Origin of the sequence: Microbacterium yannicii, assembly GCF_024055635.1 — a bacterium.
Lineage (GTDB): Bacteria > Actinomycetota > Actinomycetes > Actinomycetales > Microbacteriaceae > Microbacterium > Microbacterium yannicii.
Genome location: NZ_JAMXMB010000019.1, coordinates 12,205 through 29,858, shown reverse-complemented (window position 1 = coordinate 29,858; position 17,654 = coordinate 12,205). Strand labels below are relative to the sequence as shown.

Annotated in this window: 15 protein-coding genes; 9 read left to right on the top strand and 6 right to left on the bottom strand. The window is 69.5% G+C overall.

All coding sequences use genetic code 11. From position 1 onward, the window contains the following. Window positions 1-60: 60 nt before the first annotated feature. The 3 genes from NCG93_RS08480 to NCG93_RS08470 all read right to left on the bottom strand — a co-directional run bounded on the left by NCG93_RS08480 (window position 61) and on the right by NCG93_RS08470 (window position 3,270). Window positions 61-1,749 (bottom strand): ABC-F family ATP-binding cassette domain-containing protein, encoded by a 1,689-nt coding sequence (locus NCG93_RS08480; protein ID WP_194414965.1) that lies wholly within the window; start codon window positions 1,747-1,749, stop codon window positions 61-63. Window positions 1,750-2,144: 395 nt separating this feature from the next. Beyond that, the gene (locus NCG93_RS08475; RefSeq protein ID WP_194414417.1) at window positions 2,145-2,423 is read right to left on the bottom strand and encodes a DUF2277 domain-containing protein; all 279 of its coding nucleotides are present in this window, start codon (window positions 2,421-2,423) and stop codon (window positions 2,145-2,147) included. Between the two features lie 166 nt (window positions 2,424-2,589). Beyond that, window positions 2,590-3,270 carry a TetR/AcrR family transcriptional regulator gene (locus tag NCG93_RS08470; protein WP_194414418.1) on the bottom strand — a complete coding sequence of 227 codons (681 nt, stop codon included), beginning with the start codon at window positions 3,268-3,270 and terminating at the stop codon, window positions 2,590-2,592. Window positions 3,271-3,357: 87 nt separating this feature from the next. Between NCG93_RS08470 and NCG93_RS08465 the strand changes: the two genes are divergently transcribed. Further along, on the top strand, window positions 3,358-4,818 hold the full coding sequence (locus tag NCG93_RS08465) for an MFS transporter (RefSeq protein WP_194414419.1): 1,461 nt from the start codon (window positions 3,358-3,360) through the stop codon (window positions 4,816-4,818). A gap of 147 nt (window positions 4,819-4,965) precedes the next feature. Here the strand turns inward: NCG93_RS08465 and NCG93_RS08460 are convergent, their stop codons facing one another. Further along, a complete protein-coding gene (locus NCG93_RS08460) occupies window positions 4,966-5,589 on the bottom strand; it encodes a TMEM175 family protein (RefSeq protein ID WP_194414420.1) in 624 nt (207 codons plus the stop codon). 193 nt (window positions 5,590-5,782) lie between these two features. Between NCG93_RS08460 and NCG93_RS08455 the strand changes: the two genes are divergently transcribed. Further along, window positions 5,783-6,889: an FAD-dependent oxidoreductase gene (locus NCG93_RS08455; RefSeq protein WP_194414966.1), complete on the top strand. Its 1,107-nt coding sequence runs from the start codon at window positions 5,783-5,785 to the stop codon at window positions 6,887-6,889. 112 nt (window positions 6,890-7,001) lie between these two features. Here NCG93_RS08455 and guaB read toward each other — a convergent pair whose 3' ends face one another. After that, window positions 7,002-8,504: an IMP dehydrogenase gene (guaB, locus tag NCG93_RS08450; RefSeq protein WP_194414421.1), complete on the bottom strand. Its 1,503-nt coding sequence runs from the start codon at window positions 8,502-8,504 to the stop codon at window positions 7,002-7,004. A gap of 318 nt (window positions 8,505-8,822) precedes the next feature. On the opposite strand from guaB, the gene NCG93_RS08445 reads away from it, so the two are divergent. The 4 genes from NCG93_RS08445 to NCG93_RS08430 are packed head-to-tail and all read left to right on the top strand — an operon-like array spanning window position 8,823 to window position 12,873. Then, window positions 8,823-10,145: a branched-chain amino acid ABC transporter permease gene (locus NCG93_RS08445; protein WP_252787490.1), complete on the top strand. Its 1,323-nt coding sequence runs from the start codon at window positions 8,823-8,825 to the stop codon at window positions 10,143-10,145. Between the two features lie 10 nt (window positions 10,146-10,155). Then, window positions 10,156-11,136, top strand: a complete 981-nt coding sequence (locus NCG93_RS08440) for a branched-chain amino acid ABC transporter permease (protein ID WP_194414422.1) — start codon at window positions 10,156-10,158, stop codon at window positions 11,134-11,136. A 28-nt stretch (window positions 11,137-11,164) separates the two neighbouring features. Continuing rightward, window positions 11,165-12,136, top strand: coding sequence for an ABC transporter ATP-binding protein (locus NCG93_RS08435; protein ID WP_194414968.1), 972 nt, complete (start codon window positions 11,165-11,167; stop codon window positions 12,134-12,136). After that, window positions 12,133-12,873 carry an ABC transporter ATP-binding protein gene (locus NCG93_RS08430; RefSeq protein ID WP_194414423.1) on the top strand — a complete coding sequence of 247 codons (741 nt, stop codon included), beginning with the start codon at window positions 12,133-12,135 and terminating at the stop codon, window positions 12,871-12,873. Before NCG93_RS08435 ends, NCG93_RS08430 begins: the two co-directional genes overlap by 4 nt. A gap of 192 nt (window positions 12,874-13,065) precedes the next feature. Here NCG93_RS08430 and NCG93_RS08425 read toward each other — a convergent pair whose 3' ends face one another. Continuing rightward, entirely contained in the window at window positions 13,066-14,346 is a 1,281-nt protein-coding gene (locus NCG93_RS08425; protein WP_194414424.1) for an ABC transporter substrate-binding protein, read from the bottom strand. A gap of 345 nt (window positions 14,347-14,691) precedes the next feature. On the opposite strand from NCG93_RS08425, the gene NCG93_RS08420 reads away from it, so the two are divergent. The 3 genes from NCG93_RS08420 to NCG93_RS08410 all read left to right on the top strand — a co-directional run bounded on the left by NCG93_RS08420 (window position 14,692) and on the right by NCG93_RS08410 (window position 17,653). Then, a complete protein-coding gene (locus NCG93_RS08420) occupies window positions 14,692-14,901 on the top strand; it encodes a heavy-metal-associated domain-containing protein (RefSeq protein WP_194414425.1) in 210 nt (69 codons plus the stop codon). Next, on the top strand, window positions 14,901-17,249 hold the full coding sequence (locus NCG93_RS08415) for a heavy metal translocating P-type ATPase (RefSeq protein WP_194414426.1): 2,349 nt from the start codon (window positions 14,901-14,903) through the stop codon (window positions 17,247-17,249). Before NCG93_RS08420 ends, NCG93_RS08415 begins: the two co-directional genes overlap by 1 nt. 68 nt (window positions 17,250-17,317) lie before the next feature. Continuing rightward, window positions 17,318-17,653 (top strand): metal-sensitive transcriptional regulator, encoded by a 336-nt coding sequence (locus tag NCG93_RS08410; RefSeq protein ID WP_206687624.1) that lies wholly within the window; start codon window positions 17,318-17,320, stop codon window positions 17,651-17,653. The last annotated feature ends 1 nt before the right edge of the window (window position 17,654 follow it).

Genomic DNA, 17,654 nt, shown 5'->3' with positions numbered 1-17,654 from the left:
CACCCCTCAGCGTGCGCGCGCGAGGCGCCAGCGCTGCGTGGGGCGTGGGGACCGCACCCCTCACCGGGCGCGCGCGACGCGCGTCTCGTCCCAGACCGGCTGGTCGGACTCGAACACCTGGCCGTCGGAACCGAAGACCAGGAAGCGGTCGAACGACTTCGCGAGCCAGCGGTCGTGCGTGACGGCGAGAACGGTGCCCTCGAACCGTGCGAGCGCGTCCTGCAGCGCCTCGGCCGACACCAGGTCGAGGTTGTCGGTCGGCTCGTCGAGCAGCAGCAGCGTCGCGCCCGACAGCTCGAGCAGAAGGATCTGGAACCGCGCCTGCTGCCCGCCCGACAGGCTGTCGAACGTCTGCTCGGCCTGGCCGACGAGGCCGTAGCGATCCAGGGCGCTGCTCGCCGCATCGCGGGGCAGCCCGCCGCGGGCGTCCTCCCCGCGGTGCAGGATGTCGAGCAGCGTCTTGCCGTCGAACTCGGGGTGGCGGTGGGTCTGCGCGAACCAGCCGGGCACGACGCGGGCGCCGAGGATCGCCCGCCCGGTGTGCGCGACGGGATCGAGCGCCGCGCCGGTGCTCGTGAGGTGCCCCAGCCGACCGTCGGGATCGCTGCCGCCGCGGGCCAGCAGCCGGAGGAAGTGCGACTTGCCCGACCCGTTCGAGCCCAGCACCGCCACCCGGTCGCCGAACCACACCTCGAGGTCGAACGGCTTCATGAGGCCGGTGAGCTCGAGCTGCTCGGCGACGACGGCCCGTCGCCCGGTGCGCGCACCGCGCAGCCGCACGTCGAGATCCTGCTCCTTCGGACGCTCCTGCGGAGGTCCTGCCTCCTCGAACTTGCGCAGGCGCGTCTGGGCGGCGCGGTAGCGCGACGTGAAGGCGTCGTTCGCGGTGGCCTTCACCTTGAGCGTCGCGACGAGCTCCTTGAGCTTGACGTGCTGCTCGTCCCAGCGGCGCCGCAGCTCGTCGAGTCGGGCCATCCGGTCGTCGCGCGCCCGGTGGTAGGTGCCGAACCCGCCGCCGTGCACCCACGCCGTGCTGCCGGCGCCGCCGACCTCGAGCGTCACGATGCGGTCGGCGGCCCGTGCCAGCAGCTCCCGGTCGTGCGACACCAGCAGCACCGTCTTCGCCGTCTCGCGCAGGCGCTCCTCGAGCCATCGCTTGCCTGGAACGTCGAGGTAGTTGTCGGGCTCGTCCAGCAGCAGCACCTGGTCGGGTCCTCGCAGCAGTGCTTCGAGCGCGAGCCGCTTCTGCTCGCCGCCCGACAGCGTCGTGAGCTCGCGGAACCGTGCCCTCGAGAACGGGATGCCGAGGGCCGCGGTCGTGCAGGTGTCCCAGACGGTCTCGTACTCGTAGCCGCCCGCCTCGGCGTAGTCGGCGAGCGCGCCGGCGTACCGCATCTGCGTGTCGAGGTCGTCGTGCTCGATGATCGCGGCCTCGGAATCCTCGAGTTCGCGGGCGGCGCGGCGCACACGGTCGGGGGCGACGGCGATGAGCAGATCGTGGACGGTCTGCCCCGGCCCGCCGTGGCCGACGAACTGGTCCATCACTCCGAGGCCGCCGTCGATCGAGACGACGCCCGACAGCGCGGGAATCTCGTCGCGGATGATCCGCAGCAGTGTCGTCTTGCCTGCGCCGTTCTGACCGATGAGAGCCGTGGTCGACCCCTCGCCCACCCGGAACGAGACCTCGTCGAGCAGCGGCCGACCGTCGGGCAGCGCATACGAGATGGCGGCGATGTCGATGTAGCCCACGATGGTCCCTGTCTGCTCCGAAGCGTCCGTCACCGAGGGAGCCGACCAGACTATCCGAGCCGGGGGCGTCGCGTCACCCCGGCGCGTTTCGTCTCGCTCGTTCCTCGCTCGCTCAACGACCGAGGGAGAGGCGCCGGTCGTTGAGCGAGGGAGCGCCAGCGACCGAGACGAAACGCCTCGAGCCGACCGACGGCGCCAGGCAAGTCCGGTTCGTCTCGCTCGCTCACCGACCGAGCGAGAGGTTCCTCGCTCGCACAACGACCGAGCGAGCGGCGCCGGTCGTTGAGCGAGGGAGCGCCAGCGACCGAGACGAAACGCCTCGAGCCGACCGACGGCGCCGGGCAAGGCCGGTTCGTCTCGCTCGCTCAACGACGGGGCTCCGGACCCGTCGCGGCTCAGGCGGCGGCGTAGCGGCCGGACTTGATCGCGCGCTCGCGCGCCTTGGCGGCTTCTTCCTCGCGGTTCTTCGGCGGAGCCACCGCGACGAGGTCGTCCAGCAGGTGCTGCGTGATGTGCGCGATGTCGTGGACGGCGCGGTCGAACGCCTCCTGATTCGCCTTCGAGGGCTTCGTGGTGCCCGCGATCTTGCGCACGTACTGGAGAGCAGCCGCGTGCACCTCGTCGGAGCTGGCCGCGGGCTCGAAGTTGTGGAGCGTGTGGATGTTCCGGCACATGCCCCCGACGATACGCCGCACCTCCGACGGCGGCCAAGGGCCGGCATCCGTCGAGAACGGGCGGCGAGATCGCACGACCTCGCCGAGACCGCACGTCGCGCGCGCGGAATGCCCGGTGCTCTGGACGAGATCGCACGACCTCGACGGATGCTGCGACCCGCGGCCGCTACCAGCGCTCGGTGCCGCGCGGGAGGACGTCGAGCACGTGGGGCAGCTCGGTCGGGAAGCACGAGCGGAAGAGCTCGGTGATCTGCGGGTCGGAGCCGTAGTCGTCGACGATGCGCAGCCCGATCATCGTGCTGATGAGCATGCCCTCGGCCATGAAGGCGCGGGCCTCGTCGGCATCGAGTCCCATCTCCTCGCGGAAGAAGCGCCACACGGAGGCGAACCCGCGCCGGGCGGCGGCGCCGATCACCGGGTTGCTGCCCAGGAGATAGGCGTGCGCGAGGGTCTGGTGCAGGCCGCGCACCTCGATGAGGTCGACGTACGCCTGGCCGATCCGTTTGCCGGCCGCCTTGCCTTCGGTGATCCCGGGGTCGCGGTCGGCGTCGTCGTCCGCAGCGAGCGCGGCGCGGAATGCCGCGAGCAGTCGGGTCAGGGCTTCGTCGATGGTCGCGAGGAACAGGTTCTCCTTGGTACCGAACAGGCGCACGACGTAGGGCTGGCTGACGCCCGCGGCGCGGGCCACCTCGTCGGTCGTCGCGCCCTCGTACCCGCGGGTGCCGAAGACGGCCATCGCGGCGATGAGGATCTGGCGGCGCCGCTCGTCCGACGACAGGCGCTTGCCCGTCTCGTTCGGTTCATCGAGCGCGGTGGCGCCGCTGCCGTTCCGCTGCACAGATGTCATGCGAAAAGGTTATCAGCGGATGACTTGACTTTGTAATCAGTCGATTACTACATTGTGGTAATCATTCGATTACAACCGGAGATCCTCATGACCGACACCTCTCTCGCCCCACGGACGCGACGGCCTCGACCGTTCGCGCTCGTGGTGGCCGCGGCATCCCTCCCGATGTTCATGGCCACGCTCGACAACCTCGTCATGACCAACGCGCTGCCGGTGCTGCACCGCGACATGGGCGCCAGCGTCGAGGAGCTGCAGTGGTTCGTCAACGCCTACACGCTCGCGTTCGCCGGTGCGATCCTCATCGCGTCGGCGCTCGGCGATCGCTTCGGCCGACGCACGCTGTTCGTCATCGGCATCGCCGTCTTCGGAGCGGGCTCGGTGCTCGCGGCGCTCAGCACCGACCCCGGCCAGCTCATCGGGGCACGCGCACTCCAGGGCCTCGGGGCCGCGGGGGTCATGCCGCTGTCACTGGCGCTGCTGACCGGCGCCGTGCCACCCGCGCGACGCGCCCTCGCGATCGGCATCTGGGGCGGCGTGTCCGGTCTCGGCGTCGCGGTCGGGCCGCTCATCGGCGGCGCGATCATGGAGGGCTGGAACTGGCAGGCCATCTTCTGGATCAACGTGCCCGTTGCCCTCATCGCGATCCCCCTCGCGCTGATCGTGCTGAACAACGACTTCGGCGCACGGGCCCGCATCGACGTGCCAGGAGCGGTGCTCGCCGCAGCCGGCGTGCTGGCGGTGGTCCACGCGATCGTCCGTGGCAACGACGACGGGTGGGGTTCGCCGGGCGTGGTCATCGAGATCGTCCTCGGCGCGCTGCTGATCGCCGCGTTCCTCGTGTGGCAGGCGCGGGCGAAGGCCCCGTTGATGCCGTTGCGACTGTTCCGCGACCGCTCGTTCTCGATCACGAACATCGTCGGCTTCGCCTTCAGCTTCGGGACCTTCGGCTCCGTGTTCATCCTCATCCAGTACCTGCAGGTCGTGCAGGGCTCCACCCCGTTCGAGGCCGCCGTGCAGACCACGCCCTGGACCCTCGCGCCGATGATCGTCGCCCCGATCGCCGGCATCCTGGCCCCGCGGGTCGGCACGCGCGTGCTGCTCGTGCTCGGCCTCGTCCTGCAGGGCGCCGCGCTGAGCTGGATCGCGGCGATCATGTCGACCGACCTCGACTACCCGGTGCTCATCGCCCCGTTCGTGATGGCCGGCGTCGGCATGGCGCTCGTGTTCGCCCCGTCGGCGACCGCCCTGCTGGCGACCCTCGGGCTCATCGACCACGCGAAAGCGTCCGGCGTGAACTCGACGGTCCGCGAACTGGGCGTCGCGCTGGGCACCGCCGTGATGACCGCGATCTTCGTGAGCGCCGGCGGGGAGCTCCTCCCCGACCTCTACGTCGAGGCGGCGCGCCCCGCCGTGTTCACCGGGGCGGCGGTGCTGCTCGCGGCGGCCGTCGTGGCGCTGTGGCTCCCGTCGGGCAAGGGGACGGATGCCGTGGGCGCCGACGCCGTCGAGCCGGACGTCGCCGTGCTCGAGCCGGTTGCCGTGCGCTGAACCGACGCACCCGTCCACATCGTGTGCTCTCGCCGAAACCGCACGCTCCGCACGTCGCGGACATGTGCGCTCGGCGAGAGCACACGATCGCTACCGCGGCCGTGGGCGCCTCCGCCGGCGGTGTCTCGAGCGACGCCGTCCGCCCGGTCAGGCGCCTTTGCCGCGCAGCAGCCGGGTGAAGACGCCGTCGAGCAGGAACAGCAGGAACGCGAAGGACCCGATCCACGGCGACAGCACGACGACCGCGCCGCTGATCAGGAGGGCGCTGAGCGAACCGCGGCCGTAGGCCGCGGCATCCGCTGCACTCATGCCGGGCAGAATGACCTCGCGATGGCGAACCGCCCACTGCCACTGCACCCAGCTGAACAGGATGGCGAGGAAGAAGGTGACCGGCATCGCGAGCCGGCCCGCGTAGAACTCTTCGTACTCCGTCATCAGCCCGGTCGCGAACGGCACCAGCACGATGAACAGCAGCCGTGCGTTGTTGAGCCACAGCATCGTCGCGTCGACCCGGGCGATGTGCTCGAACTGCTGCACATGCACCATCCAGAGGATGCAGAGCAGCGCGAAGCTGATCACGAAGTTGACGAACAGCTCGGACATGCCGCCGAGGGCCGCCCACATGTCGGCGTCGGAATCGACTCTGCCGAGGGAGTGCGCCGTGAGGTCGAGCACCAGGAGGGTCGCCGCGATCGCGAACACGCCGTCGGTGAACGCTTCGAGACGGGTGGTGCGCTGTGTCGCCGCGGGGTGCTGCCGCTGCCTGATCATGGCGCCAGGGTAGCGACACTCCGTCATCGGTGCGCGGAGCGCCGGACGTCATACGGCGACTCCGCGCCGACGGCTCACGTGCATTGCGCGAGGATGGATGACGGATGCCGCAGCCCGCGCCTGCGGCTGCGACGGCGCCCGTGCGGCGTTCCGCGTGGGCGCCGCCCGACCGCCCGAGACCCGTGGAGGACCCGTGACCGAGCACGTCTCGCATCTCGTCGTCGGCGGCGGCGCCATGGGACTCGCGACGACGTGGCAGCTGGCCCGGCGGGGGCACACGGTCCTGGCCCTCGAGCGATTTGAACGGGGCCACGAGCTCGGCGCCTCGCACGGGGCGACGCGGAACTTCAACAACGCCTACGCCGAGGAGCACTACCTCGACCTCTTGGGTCTCGCCCGCGCGGAGTGGGACGAGCTCGCACGTGTGACGGGCGAGCCGCTGCTGCGACTGCACGGCCTGGTGACGCACGGAGATGACGCGCGCGTCGCCGAGACGCATGCGGCGCTGACCGCTCGCGGCGAACGGGCGACCGTCCTCGACCCGGCGGAGGCATCCCGCCGCTGGAGCGGCATGCGGTTCGCGGGCGACGTGCTGTTCACCCCCGACGCCGGAGTGGTGCGCGCCGAGGCCGCGCTCGCGGCGCTGGAACGGGATGCGCGCGTCCGCGGCGCCGACCTTCGATTCGGGCACGCCGTCGTCGCTCTCGAGGAGCACGCCGACCATGTGTCGGCCGCGGTGGTGGCCGACGGCAGCCGCTATGACATCACCGCTGATGTCGTCGTCGTGACCGCGGGCGCGTGGACCTCGAAGGTGCTGCCCGGGTTCCCGCTCCCCCGGCTGACGGTCACCGAAGAGAGCCCCGCGCACTTCGCCGCGCGCGGCGCCGCGCAGGCGTGGCCGTCGTTCAACCACCTGCTGCCGCGCCCGTCGTACCCCGGAAACGTGTACGGCATGCCGACGCCCGGCGAGGGCGTCAAAGTGGGGTTCCATCACGTCGGGCCGGTCGTCGACCCCGACCGTCGGACCCTCCGGCCGGTGCCGGAGCTCGCGGCACGACTGCGGGACTACGTCGACGAGTGGATGCCGGGGCTCGACGCCGACAGCGCCGCTCCGATCAGCTGCACCTACACGTCGACGGACTCCGAGGACTTCGTGCTCGACCGCCGAGGTCGGGTCGTCGTGGGCGCGGGGTTCTCCGGCCACGGCTTCAAGTTCACGCCCGCCGTCGGTGCGGTGCTCGCCGACCTGGCGACCGACGACCGCGCACGAGCCGCCGAGGCGTTCCGGCTGCCGGACTGACGGCGGCGGGAGCGGCGGCCGGAACGGCGCGCGACAGCGGGCCGCGGCATCCGTCACCGATACGCCACGTGTGCCTGCGCCCGTCGCCCGCGCAGGGGCCTCGGAGGACGGCTCAGCGCTTGTAGTTGGGCGCCTCGACGACGATCTGCACGTCGTGGGGGTGCGACTCCTTGAGGCCGGCGGGGGTGATGCGCACGAACTTGCCCTTGGCCTTGAGCTCCTCGACGGTGCGGGCGCCGACGTAGAACATCGACTGACGCAGGCCGCCGACGAGCTGGTACGCGACCGCCGAGACCGGGCCGCGGTAGGCGACCTGGCCCTCGATGCCCTCGGGGATCAGCTTGTCGTCACTGGGCACGTCGGCCTGGAAGTAGCGGTCCTTGGAGTACGAGGTCTTCTTGCCGCGCGTCTGAAGGGCTCCGAGCGAGCCCATGCCGCGGTACAGCTTGAACTGCTTGCCGCCCTGGAAGACGATCTCGCCCGGCGACTCGTCGGTGCCGGCCAGGAGCGATCCGAGCATGACCGTGTCGGCGCCCGCGACGAGCGCCTTGGCGATGTCGCCCGAGTACTGCAGGCCGCCGTCGGCGATGATCGGGATGCCGGCCTCGCGGGCCGCGAGCGACGCCTCGTAGATCGCGGTCACCTGGGGCACGCCGACGCCCGCGACGATGCGCGTGGTGCAGATGGAGCCCGGGCCGACGCCGACCTTGACCGCGTCCACGCCGGCCTCGATGAGCGCCTGAGCACCCTCACGGGTGGCGACATTGCCGCCGATCACGTCGATCGCGGCGAACGACGCATCGGCCTTGAGGCGGCGCACCATGTCGATGACACCGGCGGACTGGCCGTTCGCGGTGTCGACGACGATCACGTCGACCCCGGCGTCGCGCAGCGCCTCGGCCCGCTGCCAGGCGTCGCCGAAGAAGCCGATGGCTGCGCCGACCCGCAGGCGGCCCTGCTCGTCCTTGGTGGCGAGCGGGTACTTCTCGCTCTTGTCGAAGTCCTTGATGGTGATGAGACCGGCGAGCTTGCCGTCGTCGTCGAGGAGCGGCAGCTTCTCGACACGGTGGTGCGCGAACAGCGCGATGACCTCACCGGCGCTGATGCCGACCTTGCCGGTGACGAGCCCCTCGCTCGTCATGATGTCGCGCACCTTGGTGGTCTGGCGCTCGAAGCCCGACACGAAGCGCATGTCGCGGTTGGTCACGATGCCCACGAGGCGGTTGTCGTCGTCGACGACCGGAAGGCCCGAGATGCGGTACTGCGCGCACAGCGCGTCGACTTCGTCGATCGTGGTGTCGGGGGTGGTGGTGATCGGGTCGGTGATCATGCCCGACTCGCTGCGCTTGACGCGATCCACCATCGAGGCCTGCTCCTCGATCGACAGATTGCGGTGGATGATGCCCAGGCCGCCTTCGCGGGCGATGGCGATCGCGAGTCGCGCTTCGGTGACGGTGTCCATCGCGGCGCTGAGGAGAGGCGTCGCGACCGTGATGCGACGCGTGACGCGGGACGACGTGTCGGCCTCACTGGGGATGACGTCCGTGTGGCCCGGCAGCAGCAGGATGTCGTCGTAGGTCAGTCCGACGAAGCCGAAGGGGTCGTTGTGCTCCATGGGGGTCTCCTCGCGCGCGGCGCGTTGTTTCGGTGTGGACGACGACGGCCGGTGCGCTCGTGACGCTCCGTACTCGATTCTAAGCGCCGGGGCGTGCCGTTTGTTCCCGCGGTAAGGGCACGCGCGGGCGCTCGCGCGTCCCCACCCGGGAGAGCGGGGATATCGACGCAGCGTGCATGTTGGCCGATTTCGATCGCATCACTTATCCACATGGTGTCGTAGGCGAAACAACCGCGACACATTACGCTCGTACCGTCGAACATCACAGCCGATGCGACCCGAGCCTCGGTGTCGACGTGGTGCCGTACTGGAGGTTCTGTGGGTCCTACGACTCTGACCACGAGACGTGTTGCAGGAGCGCGAGTCACAGCCGCGCTGTTCGGATTGCTGCTCGTCGCGCTGGGGCTGTTCGCCGGTGCGAGCCCTGCGCAGGCCGCGGAGGATGATCCCTACCGGATCAGCGGCAATGTCCAACTCGATGGCGAGCCTCTCGAGGGAGTGGCGCTCACCGTCGACGGCCCGGGCGGCAAGCAGGAGGTCGAGACCGACGCGAAGGGTCAATGGCGGGTGGGCGTCCCCGAGCGGGGCGAGACCTACGTCGTGACCCTCGACGAGGACACCCTCCCCGAGGGCATCGCCGTCGTCGACGCCGAAGACGACACCCCGAACGTCAAAGAGGTCGAACTCGGGCAGGGCGGCCGCGCGACCGTCAACTTCTTCATCGGGGAAGGCGAGCGCAACGTCACGAGCTTCTTCGACCAGTTCGTACAGCGCATCATCCAGGGCATCAGCTTCGGCCTGATGCTCGCCCTCGCCGCCATCGGCCTCACCCTCGTCTACGGGACGACGGGCATCTCGAACTTCGCGCACGGCGAGATGGTGACGTTCGGCGCCATCGCGGCGTTCCTCCTGGTCGGCCCCGCGAGCCTCGCGCTGCCGCTCTGGCTGGGGTATCCCGTCGCCGTCGTCCTGAGTGCCGGCTTCGGACTCTTGCTGGACATGATCCTGTGGAGACCTCTGCGGCGGCGCCGCGTCGGCGTCGTACAGCTGATGATCGTCAGCATCGGGCTCTCGCTCGCACTTCGCTACATCTTCCAGCTGTTCATCGGAGGCGGCACCCTCCAGCTGCCGGGGTCCGCGGAAGCACAGATCCCGCTGTTCGGCGCCGTCCAGATGAGCGTCGTCGACATGATCTCGCTCGTCATCTCGATCCTGGTCATCGTCGCCTTCGCGCTCTGGCTGACACGGTCCCGCATCGGCAAGGCGACACGCGCGATCTCCGACAACCCCTCACTGGCCGCGGCCTCCGGCATCGACGTCGACACCGTCGTGCGGGTCGTCTGGGTGGTGGCGGGCGGGCTCGCCGGCCTCGCGGGCATCCTCTACGCCTACTACCGCCCGGGCATCAAGTGGGACATGGGAGCGCAGATCCTTCTGCTCATGTTCGCCGCGGTCGTGCTGGGCGGTCTCGGCACCGCCTACGGCGCCCTGGTCGGTGCGCTGATCGTCGGCCTCTTGGTGGAGGTCTCGAGCCTCTGGATTCCCTCAGACCTCAAGTATGCGAGCGCCCTGTTCATCCTGATCGTGATCCTGCTGTTCCGACCACAGGGCATCCTCGGTCGACGCGAGCGAATCGGATAGGGACACACTCATGGACTTGCTTCAGATCCTCTCCAACACGGCGTCGTCGATCCTCAGCCCCGCGACGATCGGCTACGCGCTGGCCGCCCTGGGTCTCGCCGTGCACTTCGGTTACGCCGGCCTGATCAACATGGGCATCGCCGGCTTCATGGCGATCGGCGCGTACGGCTACGCGATCTCGATCCTCTCGTTCGACTTCCCCTGGTGGGCCGGCGCACTGGTCGGGCTCGGAGGAGCAGCCATCTTCGCGCTGATCCTCGGCATCCCGACTCTGCGGCTGCGCGGCGACTACCTCGCCATCGTGACGATCGCGGCCGCGGAGGTCGTGCGGCTGATGTTCCTCACCACGGCGTTCGACGACATCACGGGATCCGCTGACGGGTTGAGCGGCTATCACGGCAGTTTCCGCGCATCGAACCCGATCCCCCCGGGCGAGTACGGCTTCGGCCCATGGGTCTACAACGAGACCCAGTGGTGGGTGCGCATCATGGGCCTCATCACGCTCGCCATCGCCGCGCTCGTGGTATGGATGATCACGCGGAGCCCGTGGGGGCGTGCGCTCAAGGGCATCCGCGAAGACGAGGACGCGGTCCGCTCGCTGGGCAAGAACGTGTTCGCCTACAAGATGCAGGCGCTCGTCCTGGGTGGTGTGCTCGCCGCCGCCGGCGGCGTCGTCTACGCCCTGCCGTCCGCGGTGAGCCCGGGTGTGTACGTCACGTCGCTCACGTTCTTCGTGTGGACCGCCCTCCTGCTGGGTGGCGCCGCCACGGTGTTCGGGCCGATCCTCGGTTCCGTCATCTTCTGGGCGCTGCAGACCTTCCTGTCGAACGTGCTCCCGGCGATGGCGGAGGCCGGCTGGCTGCTCGGCCTGAACCAGATCCAGGCAGGCACGCTGCGGTTCATCCTCGTGGGAGTCGCCCTGATGCTGCTCGTGATCTTCATGCCGCAGGGCCTCCTCGGCAACAAGAAGGAGCTGACCTTTGTCAAGTGAAAGCGCTCCGGCCACCGGCTCCGCGCCGATCGCCCGCCCCAAGACCACCGGTCTCCATGTCGGTGAGGCCGTGCCCGGTGTGGCGAAGGTCGACCCGATCATCATCGCCGACGGGGTGCACCGCAGCTTCGGCGGTGTCACCGCGGTCGACGTCGAACACGTCGAGATCCCCCGGGGAGTCATCACGGCCCTCATCGGGCCGAACGGCGCAGGCAAGACGACCCTCTTCAACCTGCTGACCGGGTTCGACAAGCCCGACCACGGCACATGGACGTTCGACGGCAAATCGCTCTCCGGTGTCCCCGCGTACAAGGTCTCGCGCATGGGGCTGGTCCGCACGTTCCAGCTTACGAAGGCTCTGGGATTGCTCACCGTCATGGAGAACATGAAGCTGGGCGCCAAGAACCAGCGCGGCGAGAAGTTCTGGGCAGGCCTGATTCCCGCCCTCTGGCGCTCGCAGGATGCCGCGATCGAAGACCGCGCGATGGTGTTGCTCGAGAAGTTCAAGCTCGACGGGAAGGCTGACGACTTCGCCGCCAGCCTGTCGGGCGGCCAGCGCAAGCTGCTCGAGATGGCACGGTCGCTCATGACCGAACCCACGCTCGTCATGCTCGACGAGCCGATGGCAGGCGTCAACCCCGCCCTCACGCAGTCCTTGCTCGACCACATCCTCGATCTCAAGGACCTCGGGATGACGGTGCTGTTCGTCGAGCACGATATGCACATGGTGCGCCACATCGCCGACTGGGTCATCGTCATGGCCGAAGGCCGGATCGTGGCCGAGGGCGACCCCACGACAGTCATGAAGAACCCCGCGGTGATCGACGCCTACCTCGGAGCCCACCAGGAGCTCGACCTCGGCGTGGTGACCGGCCGCATCGATGTGGTCGAGGCTGACCCGACGACGGATGCCTCGGCGTCCGCGGCTGCAAACGCCACCACGCTCGTCGATCAGGGCATCGCGGAGGAACAGTCAGAAGAAGAGGAGGACGGCCGATGACCGCTCCCGTCGCGACGGGCACGCCCGTCGTCGTCGTCGACGATGTCCACGCCGGCTACCTGCCCGGGGTCAACATCCTCCACGGCTGCAGCCTCGTCGCCCATCAAGGTGAACTCATCGGCATCATCGGCCCCAATGGCGCCGGCAAGTCGACGCTGCTGAAGGCCATCTTCGGCCAGGTCAATGTGCGCAGCGGTACCGTCACCCTCGAGGGCGACGACATCACCGGGCTGCGCGCCAACAAGCTCGTCGCGCGCGGCGTCGGCTTCATCCCGCAGAACAACAATGTGTTCCCGAGCCTCACCATCGAAGAGAACCTCCAGATGGGTCTCTACCAGCGCCCGAGCGCGTACAAGGAGCGACTGGAGTTCGTCACCGGCATCTTCTCCGAGCTCGGCACGCGCCTCAAGCAGCGCGCGGGGTCGCTCTCGGGCGGCGAGCGCCAGATGGTGGCGATGAGTCGCGCGCTCATGATGGATCCGAAGGTCCTGCTGCTGGACGAGCCATCGGCGGGGCTCTCCCCCGTCCGCCAGGACGAGGCCTTCATCCGCGTCTCCGAGATCAACAAGGCCGGCGTCACGTGCATCATGGTCGAGCAGAACGCACGGCGCTGCCTGCAGATCTGCGACCGTGGCTACGTACTCGACCAGGGCCGCGACGCCTACACCGGGTCGGGCCGTGAACTGCTGAACGACCCCAAGGTCACTGAGCTGTACCTCGGCACGCTGGGGACCTGAGCCGCACACCTTCGAGAAGGGGGACGGATGCCGCGGCATCCGTCCCCCTTCTTCATGCCCGTCTGCACCCACTCGCGGAACGGCGACACCCGCTGGGGCCGAAGTCCCGGGAGCGGCGACCCCCAGGCGGGCGGCCGGGAACGAGGAACGCCCCCGGGTCCGAGGACCCGGGGGCGTTCCGTGGAGGGTTTCTCAGCCCTCGTAAGGCGTGTACGTGTTGTCAGCGCCGTACTGGTAGATGTTGATGAAGCCCTCGGTCGGGTCACCCACCTCGTCGAACGTCACCGGGCTGGAGACGCCGTCGTAGTCCGCGACGTCGCCGGCGAGGATGATGTCGGCGCACTCGGCGAACGACTCGCACTTCTTGCCGTCACCCGATCCACCGGAGACCTCGATCAGCTTGTCCGCGATGTCGGCCGGGTCGGTCGACTGCGCGGCGAGCGAAGCGAGCGCGAGCAGGGTGAGCGCGTCGAACGACTCGGGCGCGTAGGTGTAGTCCTTCAGCGCCTCGTCGCCCGACTCCTCGACGAAGCCGTCGAGGCCGTCGATGAAGTCCTGCACCTGAGCCGGCGTCGGGCCGGGGTAGGTGCCCTTGGCGCCCTCGAGCAGGCCCGCGGGGAAGTCGTCCTTGTACGACGCCATGTTGCCATCGACGAGGTACAGGTTGTTCGGGTCGAAGCCGCGGTCGATCAGCGCCGGAAGGATGGTCTTCGCCTCGTCGAAGCTGATGACCGAGATCGCGTCGGGGTCGGCGGCGAGCACCTCGGAGATCTGCGCATCGAACGACGTGTCGCCCTGGTTGTAGGTCGGTGCTGCGACGACTTCGCCGCCCGCGCCCTCGAACGCCTCCGTGATGTACTTGGCCAGGCCGGTGCCGTAGGCGTCGTTCAGGACGATCAGGCCGAGGGTCTGGTGCCCCTCCTCGGCGACGAAGTTGCCGTGCACCTCACCCTGCAGCACGTCGGACGGCGCGGTGCGGAAGTACAGGCCGTTGTCGTCGTACGTCGTGAACTGGTCGGAGGTGTTGGCCGGCGAGAAGAGGATCTTGCCCTCGCCGATGACCTGGTCGATGAACTGCAGCGAGACGCCCGACGATGCGGCGCCGATGATCGCCGACGGGTCTTCGGCGAGGATGCGGGGCACCTCGGTCTCATAGGCCTTGTTGTCGAGGTCGCCCGAGTCGCCCCAGACCACGTCGACGCTGAGACCAGTGGTGTCTGCGTACTCCTGGATTAGCGACTGCGCGTAGGCGACGCCTGCCTCCTCGGGCGGGCCGAGGAACGCCAGGTTGCCGGTCTGCGGCAGCGCGGTGCCGATCTTGAGGCTCAGTTCCTCGCCGGGTGCGGCGCTCTCACTGGGTTCGTCGCCGCCGGTGCCTCCGCCGGCACAGCCGGCCAGGACGAGGGCGCTGGCGCCGATGAGCGCGAGGCCACCGAGAACGGTGGACTTGCGCGAGCGGGTGAAGACGCTCATGTTGCTCCTTGCTGTGTGATTACCACGGGAACGGCTCGGGCGCCTTCCCAGTCCCCTAAACCTAATCGCCGCCGGGCTCCTGCAATGTTGCCTTTCGTTAACGATCTGTAACAGCTTGAATCCGTGATCGGCGCGCAAAACCACGGGGTTCTCGGAGCGCTGTCCCGGCTCCCGCGAGGCGCTTCGGCGAGTGACATCCCCGACCGCACCCGAGGCGCGCTGCCGACGACGCCGCATACCCCTTGCGGGTATACACTGGAGTCCGACGGTACCCCTCAGGGGTATCCGCCGACACGACTCGAGAATGCGACTCGACAACGCGACTCGACAACCCGAGGAGAAGACATGGTTCAGGCCGACTACAAGGTCACCGGGATGAGCTGCGGGCACTGTGAGGCGTCCGTGCGCGGCGAGGTGTCGAAGCTCGCCGGTGTCGAAGACGTCCGCGTGAGTGCTGCCGCGGGAACGCTCACGATCGTGGCCTCCGGCGAGCTCGCCGACGACGCCGTTATCGCCGCGGTCGACGAGGCCGGCTACAGCGCGGTCCGCGCCTGATGGCCGCGGCCTCGACCCCCGCCCGGGTAGAGCTCGAGATCGGCGGGATGACGTGTGCGTCGTGCGCCGCGCGGATCGAGAAGCGCCTGAACCGGATGGAGGGGGTCGAGGCATCCGTCAACTACGCCACGGAGAAGGCTTTCGTGAGCGGGCCGGCGGGTCTCGACCCGCAGACGCTCATCGATGAGGTCGTGAAGACGGGGTACACCGCGGCGCTGCCCGCGCCGCCGGCTGCCGAGCCGTCCGCGGCCGACACCGTCGACCCCGAACTCACGAGCCTGCGCCATCGGCTGATCGGGTCGATCGTGCTCTCGACGCCGGTCATCCTGCTGGCGATGATCCCGGCGCTGCAGTTCACGTACTGGCAGTGGGCATCACTGGCGCTCGCCGCGCCGGTCGTGGTGTGGGGCGCCTGGCCGTTCCACCGCGCCGCGTGGATCAACCTGCGCCACGCCGCCGCCACGATGGACACGCTCATCTCGCTGGGCGTCTCGGCCGCCTTCCTGTGGTCGCTGTACGCCCTGTTCCTCGGTCACGCCGGCATGCCCGGCATGACGCACGCTTTCGAATGGTCGGTGACTCCGAGCGACGGCGCGGGCGACATCTACCTCGAGGTGGCGGCCGGGGTCACGACGTTCGTGCTCGCCGGACGGTACTTCGAGCAGCGGTCCAAGCGCCGCGCGGGCGCCGCGCTGCGCGCGCTCCTCGAGATCGGCGCGAAGGATGTGGCGGTGCTTCGGCCGTCGGGTGACGAGGTGCGGGTGCCCATCGCCGACCTCCACGTCGGCGACCGGTTCGTCGTCCGTCCTGGGGAGAAGATCGCGACGGACGGCGTCGTGGCCTCGGGCACCTCGGCGGTCGACGCCTCGATGGTGACCGGCGAGTCCGTGTCGGTCGAAGTGGCGCCGGGCGATGCCGTCGTCGGCGCCACCGTCAACGTGGGCGGTCGTCTCGTCGTGCGTGCGACGCGCGTCGGCGACGACACCCAGCTGGCGCAGATGGCGCGACTCGTCGAGGAGGCTCAGTCGGGCAAGGCGGACGTGCAGCGCCTGGCGGATCGCATCTCGGGCGTGTTCGTGCCGATCGTGCTGCTGATCGCGCTCGGCACACTCGCCGGCTGGCTGCTCACCGGGGCGTCCGCCTCCATGGCCTTCACGGCCGCGGTCGCGGTGCTGATCATCGCGTGTCCCTGCGCGCTCGGCCTCGCCACCCCGACCGCGCTGCTCGTCGGCACCGGCCGCGGCGCCCAGCTCGGCATCCTGATCAAGGGTCCTGAGGTGCTCGAATCCACGCGCACCGTGGACACGGTCGTGCTCGACAAGACCGGCACCGTCACCACGGGCCGCATGACGCTCATCGATGTCGTGATCGCCGCGCGCGACGGCGCGATCGTGGGGACGGATGCCGCGGCCGCCGCCCGCAGCGAGCTGCTGCGTCTCGCGGGAGCCCTCGAACACGCCTCGGAGCACCCGATCGCACAGGCGATCGCGCGCGGCGCGGCCGTCGAGGCCGGGGCTCTGCCGCCGGTGGACTCGTTCCAGAATGTTCCGGGCAAGGGCGTGTCGGGCGTCGTCGAGGGGCGCGCCGTGCTCGTCGGTCGCGAGTCGCTGCTGGCCGACTGGGCCCTTACGCTTCCCGCGGACCTGGCCGCCGCGAAGGCGTCGGCCGAAGCGCTCGGGCGCACGGCGGTGCTGGCGGCATGGGACGGCGAGGTCCGGGGCATGTTCGTGGTGGCCGACCAGGTCAAGCCCACGAGCGCCGAGGCGGTGGGCCAGCTGCGAGCGCTCGGCCTCACGCCCGTGCTGCTCACCGGCGACAACGCCGCCGCGGCGCGCGCGATCGCCGACGAGGTGGGCATCGACCGGGTGATCGCCGAGGTCCTGCCGCAGGACAAGGTTGCGGTCATCACGCAGCTGCAGTCCGAGGGGCGCGTCGTCGCCATGGTCGGCGACGGCGTGAACGATGCGGCCGCCCTCGCGCAGGCCGACCTCGGTCTCGCCATGGGAACGGGGACGGATGCCGCGATCGAGGCATCCGACATCACGCTGGTGCGGGGCGATCTGCGGAGCGCTGCCGACGCCATCCGCCTGTCGCGCGCCACCCTCGGCACGATCAAGGTCAACCTGTTCTGGGCCTTCGCGTACAACGTGGCCGCGATCCCCCTGGCCGCGCTCGGCCTGCTGAACCCTATGATCGCGGGAGCGGCGATGGCGTTCTCGAGCGCGTTCGTGGTGGGCAACAGCCTCCGGCTGCGGAGGTTCCGGAGCCTGTCCGGTGGCCGGCCCGGCTCACCCGGCCTGCCCCGCCGGGACGAGCCTGCGGTGGCCGAGGCGATTGCCGCCGCGTAGCCGGAGGCTCGGCATCCGGTTCTCGGCCCCTATACATAATGAACATCGTTCACAATGAAGGATTCGACATGACGATCGACACCCACGGCGAGACCGCGGTCGAGCCGCTCGACCACGACCACGGCCACCACGGCTACATCACCGACAAGGACAAGTACCTCAACCGCCTCAAGCGCATCGAGGGCCAGGCCCGCGGCATCCACAAGATGGTCGAAGACGAGAAGTACTGCATCGACATCCTGACGCAGATCAGTGCACTGACGTCTGCGCTCGAGGCGGTCGCCGTGGGGCTGCTCGACGATCACCTCCGCCATTGCGTGGTGGATGCCGCACGCCTGGGCGGCGCGGAGGCAGACGCCAAGATCACCGAGGCCACCCAGGCGATCGCCCGCCTCGTGCGCTGAC

What these genes read in the sequence shown, in the direction of transcription:
- NCG93_RS08475 (WP_194414417.1), bottom strand. Translation starts at nt 2,423, where the DNA reads ATGTGCCGGAACATCCACACGCTCCACAACTTCGAGCCCGCGGCCAGC.
- NCG93_RS08470 (WP_194414418.1), bottom strand. Translation starts at nt 3,270, where the DNA reads ATGACATCTGTGCAGCGGAACGGCAGCGGCGCCACCGCGCTCGATGAA.
- NCG93_RS08465 (WP_194414419.1), top strand. Translation starts at nt 3,358, where the DNA reads ATGACCGACACCTCTCTCGCCCCACGGACGCGACGGCCTCGACCGTTC.
- NCG93_RS08460 (WP_194414420.1), bottom strand. Translation starts at nt 5,589, where the DNA reads ATGATCAGGCAGCGGCAGCACCCCGCGGCGACACAGCGCACCACCCGT.
- guaB (WP_194414421.1), bottom strand. Translation starts at nt 8,504, where the DNA reads ATGGAGCACAACGACCCCTTCGGCTTCGTCGGACTGACCTACGACGAC.
- NCG93_RS08440 (WP_194414422.1), top strand. Translation starts at nt 10,156, where the DNA reads ATGGACTTGCTTCAGATCCTCTCCAACACGGCGTCGTCGATCCTCAGC.
- NCG93_RS08430 (WP_194414423.1), top strand. Translation starts at nt 12,133, where the DNA reads ATGACCGCTCCCGTCGCGACGGGCACGCCCGTCGTCGTCGTCGACGAT.
- NCG93_RS08425 (WP_194414424.1), bottom strand. Translation starts at nt 14,346, where the DNA reads ATGAGCGTCTTCACCCGCTCGCGCAAGTCCACCGTTCTCGGTGGCCTC.
- NCG93_RS08420 (WP_194414425.1), top strand. Translation starts at nt 14,692, where the DNA reads ATGGTTCAGGCCGACTACAAGGTCACCGGGATGAGCTGCGGGCACTGT.
- NCG93_RS08415 (WP_194414426.1), top strand. Translation starts at nt 14,901, where the DNA reads ATGGCCGCGGCCTCGACCCCCGCCCGGGTAGAGCTCGAGATCGGCGGG.
- NCG93_RS08410 (WP_206687624.1), top strand. Translation starts at nt 17,318, where the DNA reads ATGACGATCGACACCCACGGCGAGACCGCGGTCGAGCCGCTCGACCAC.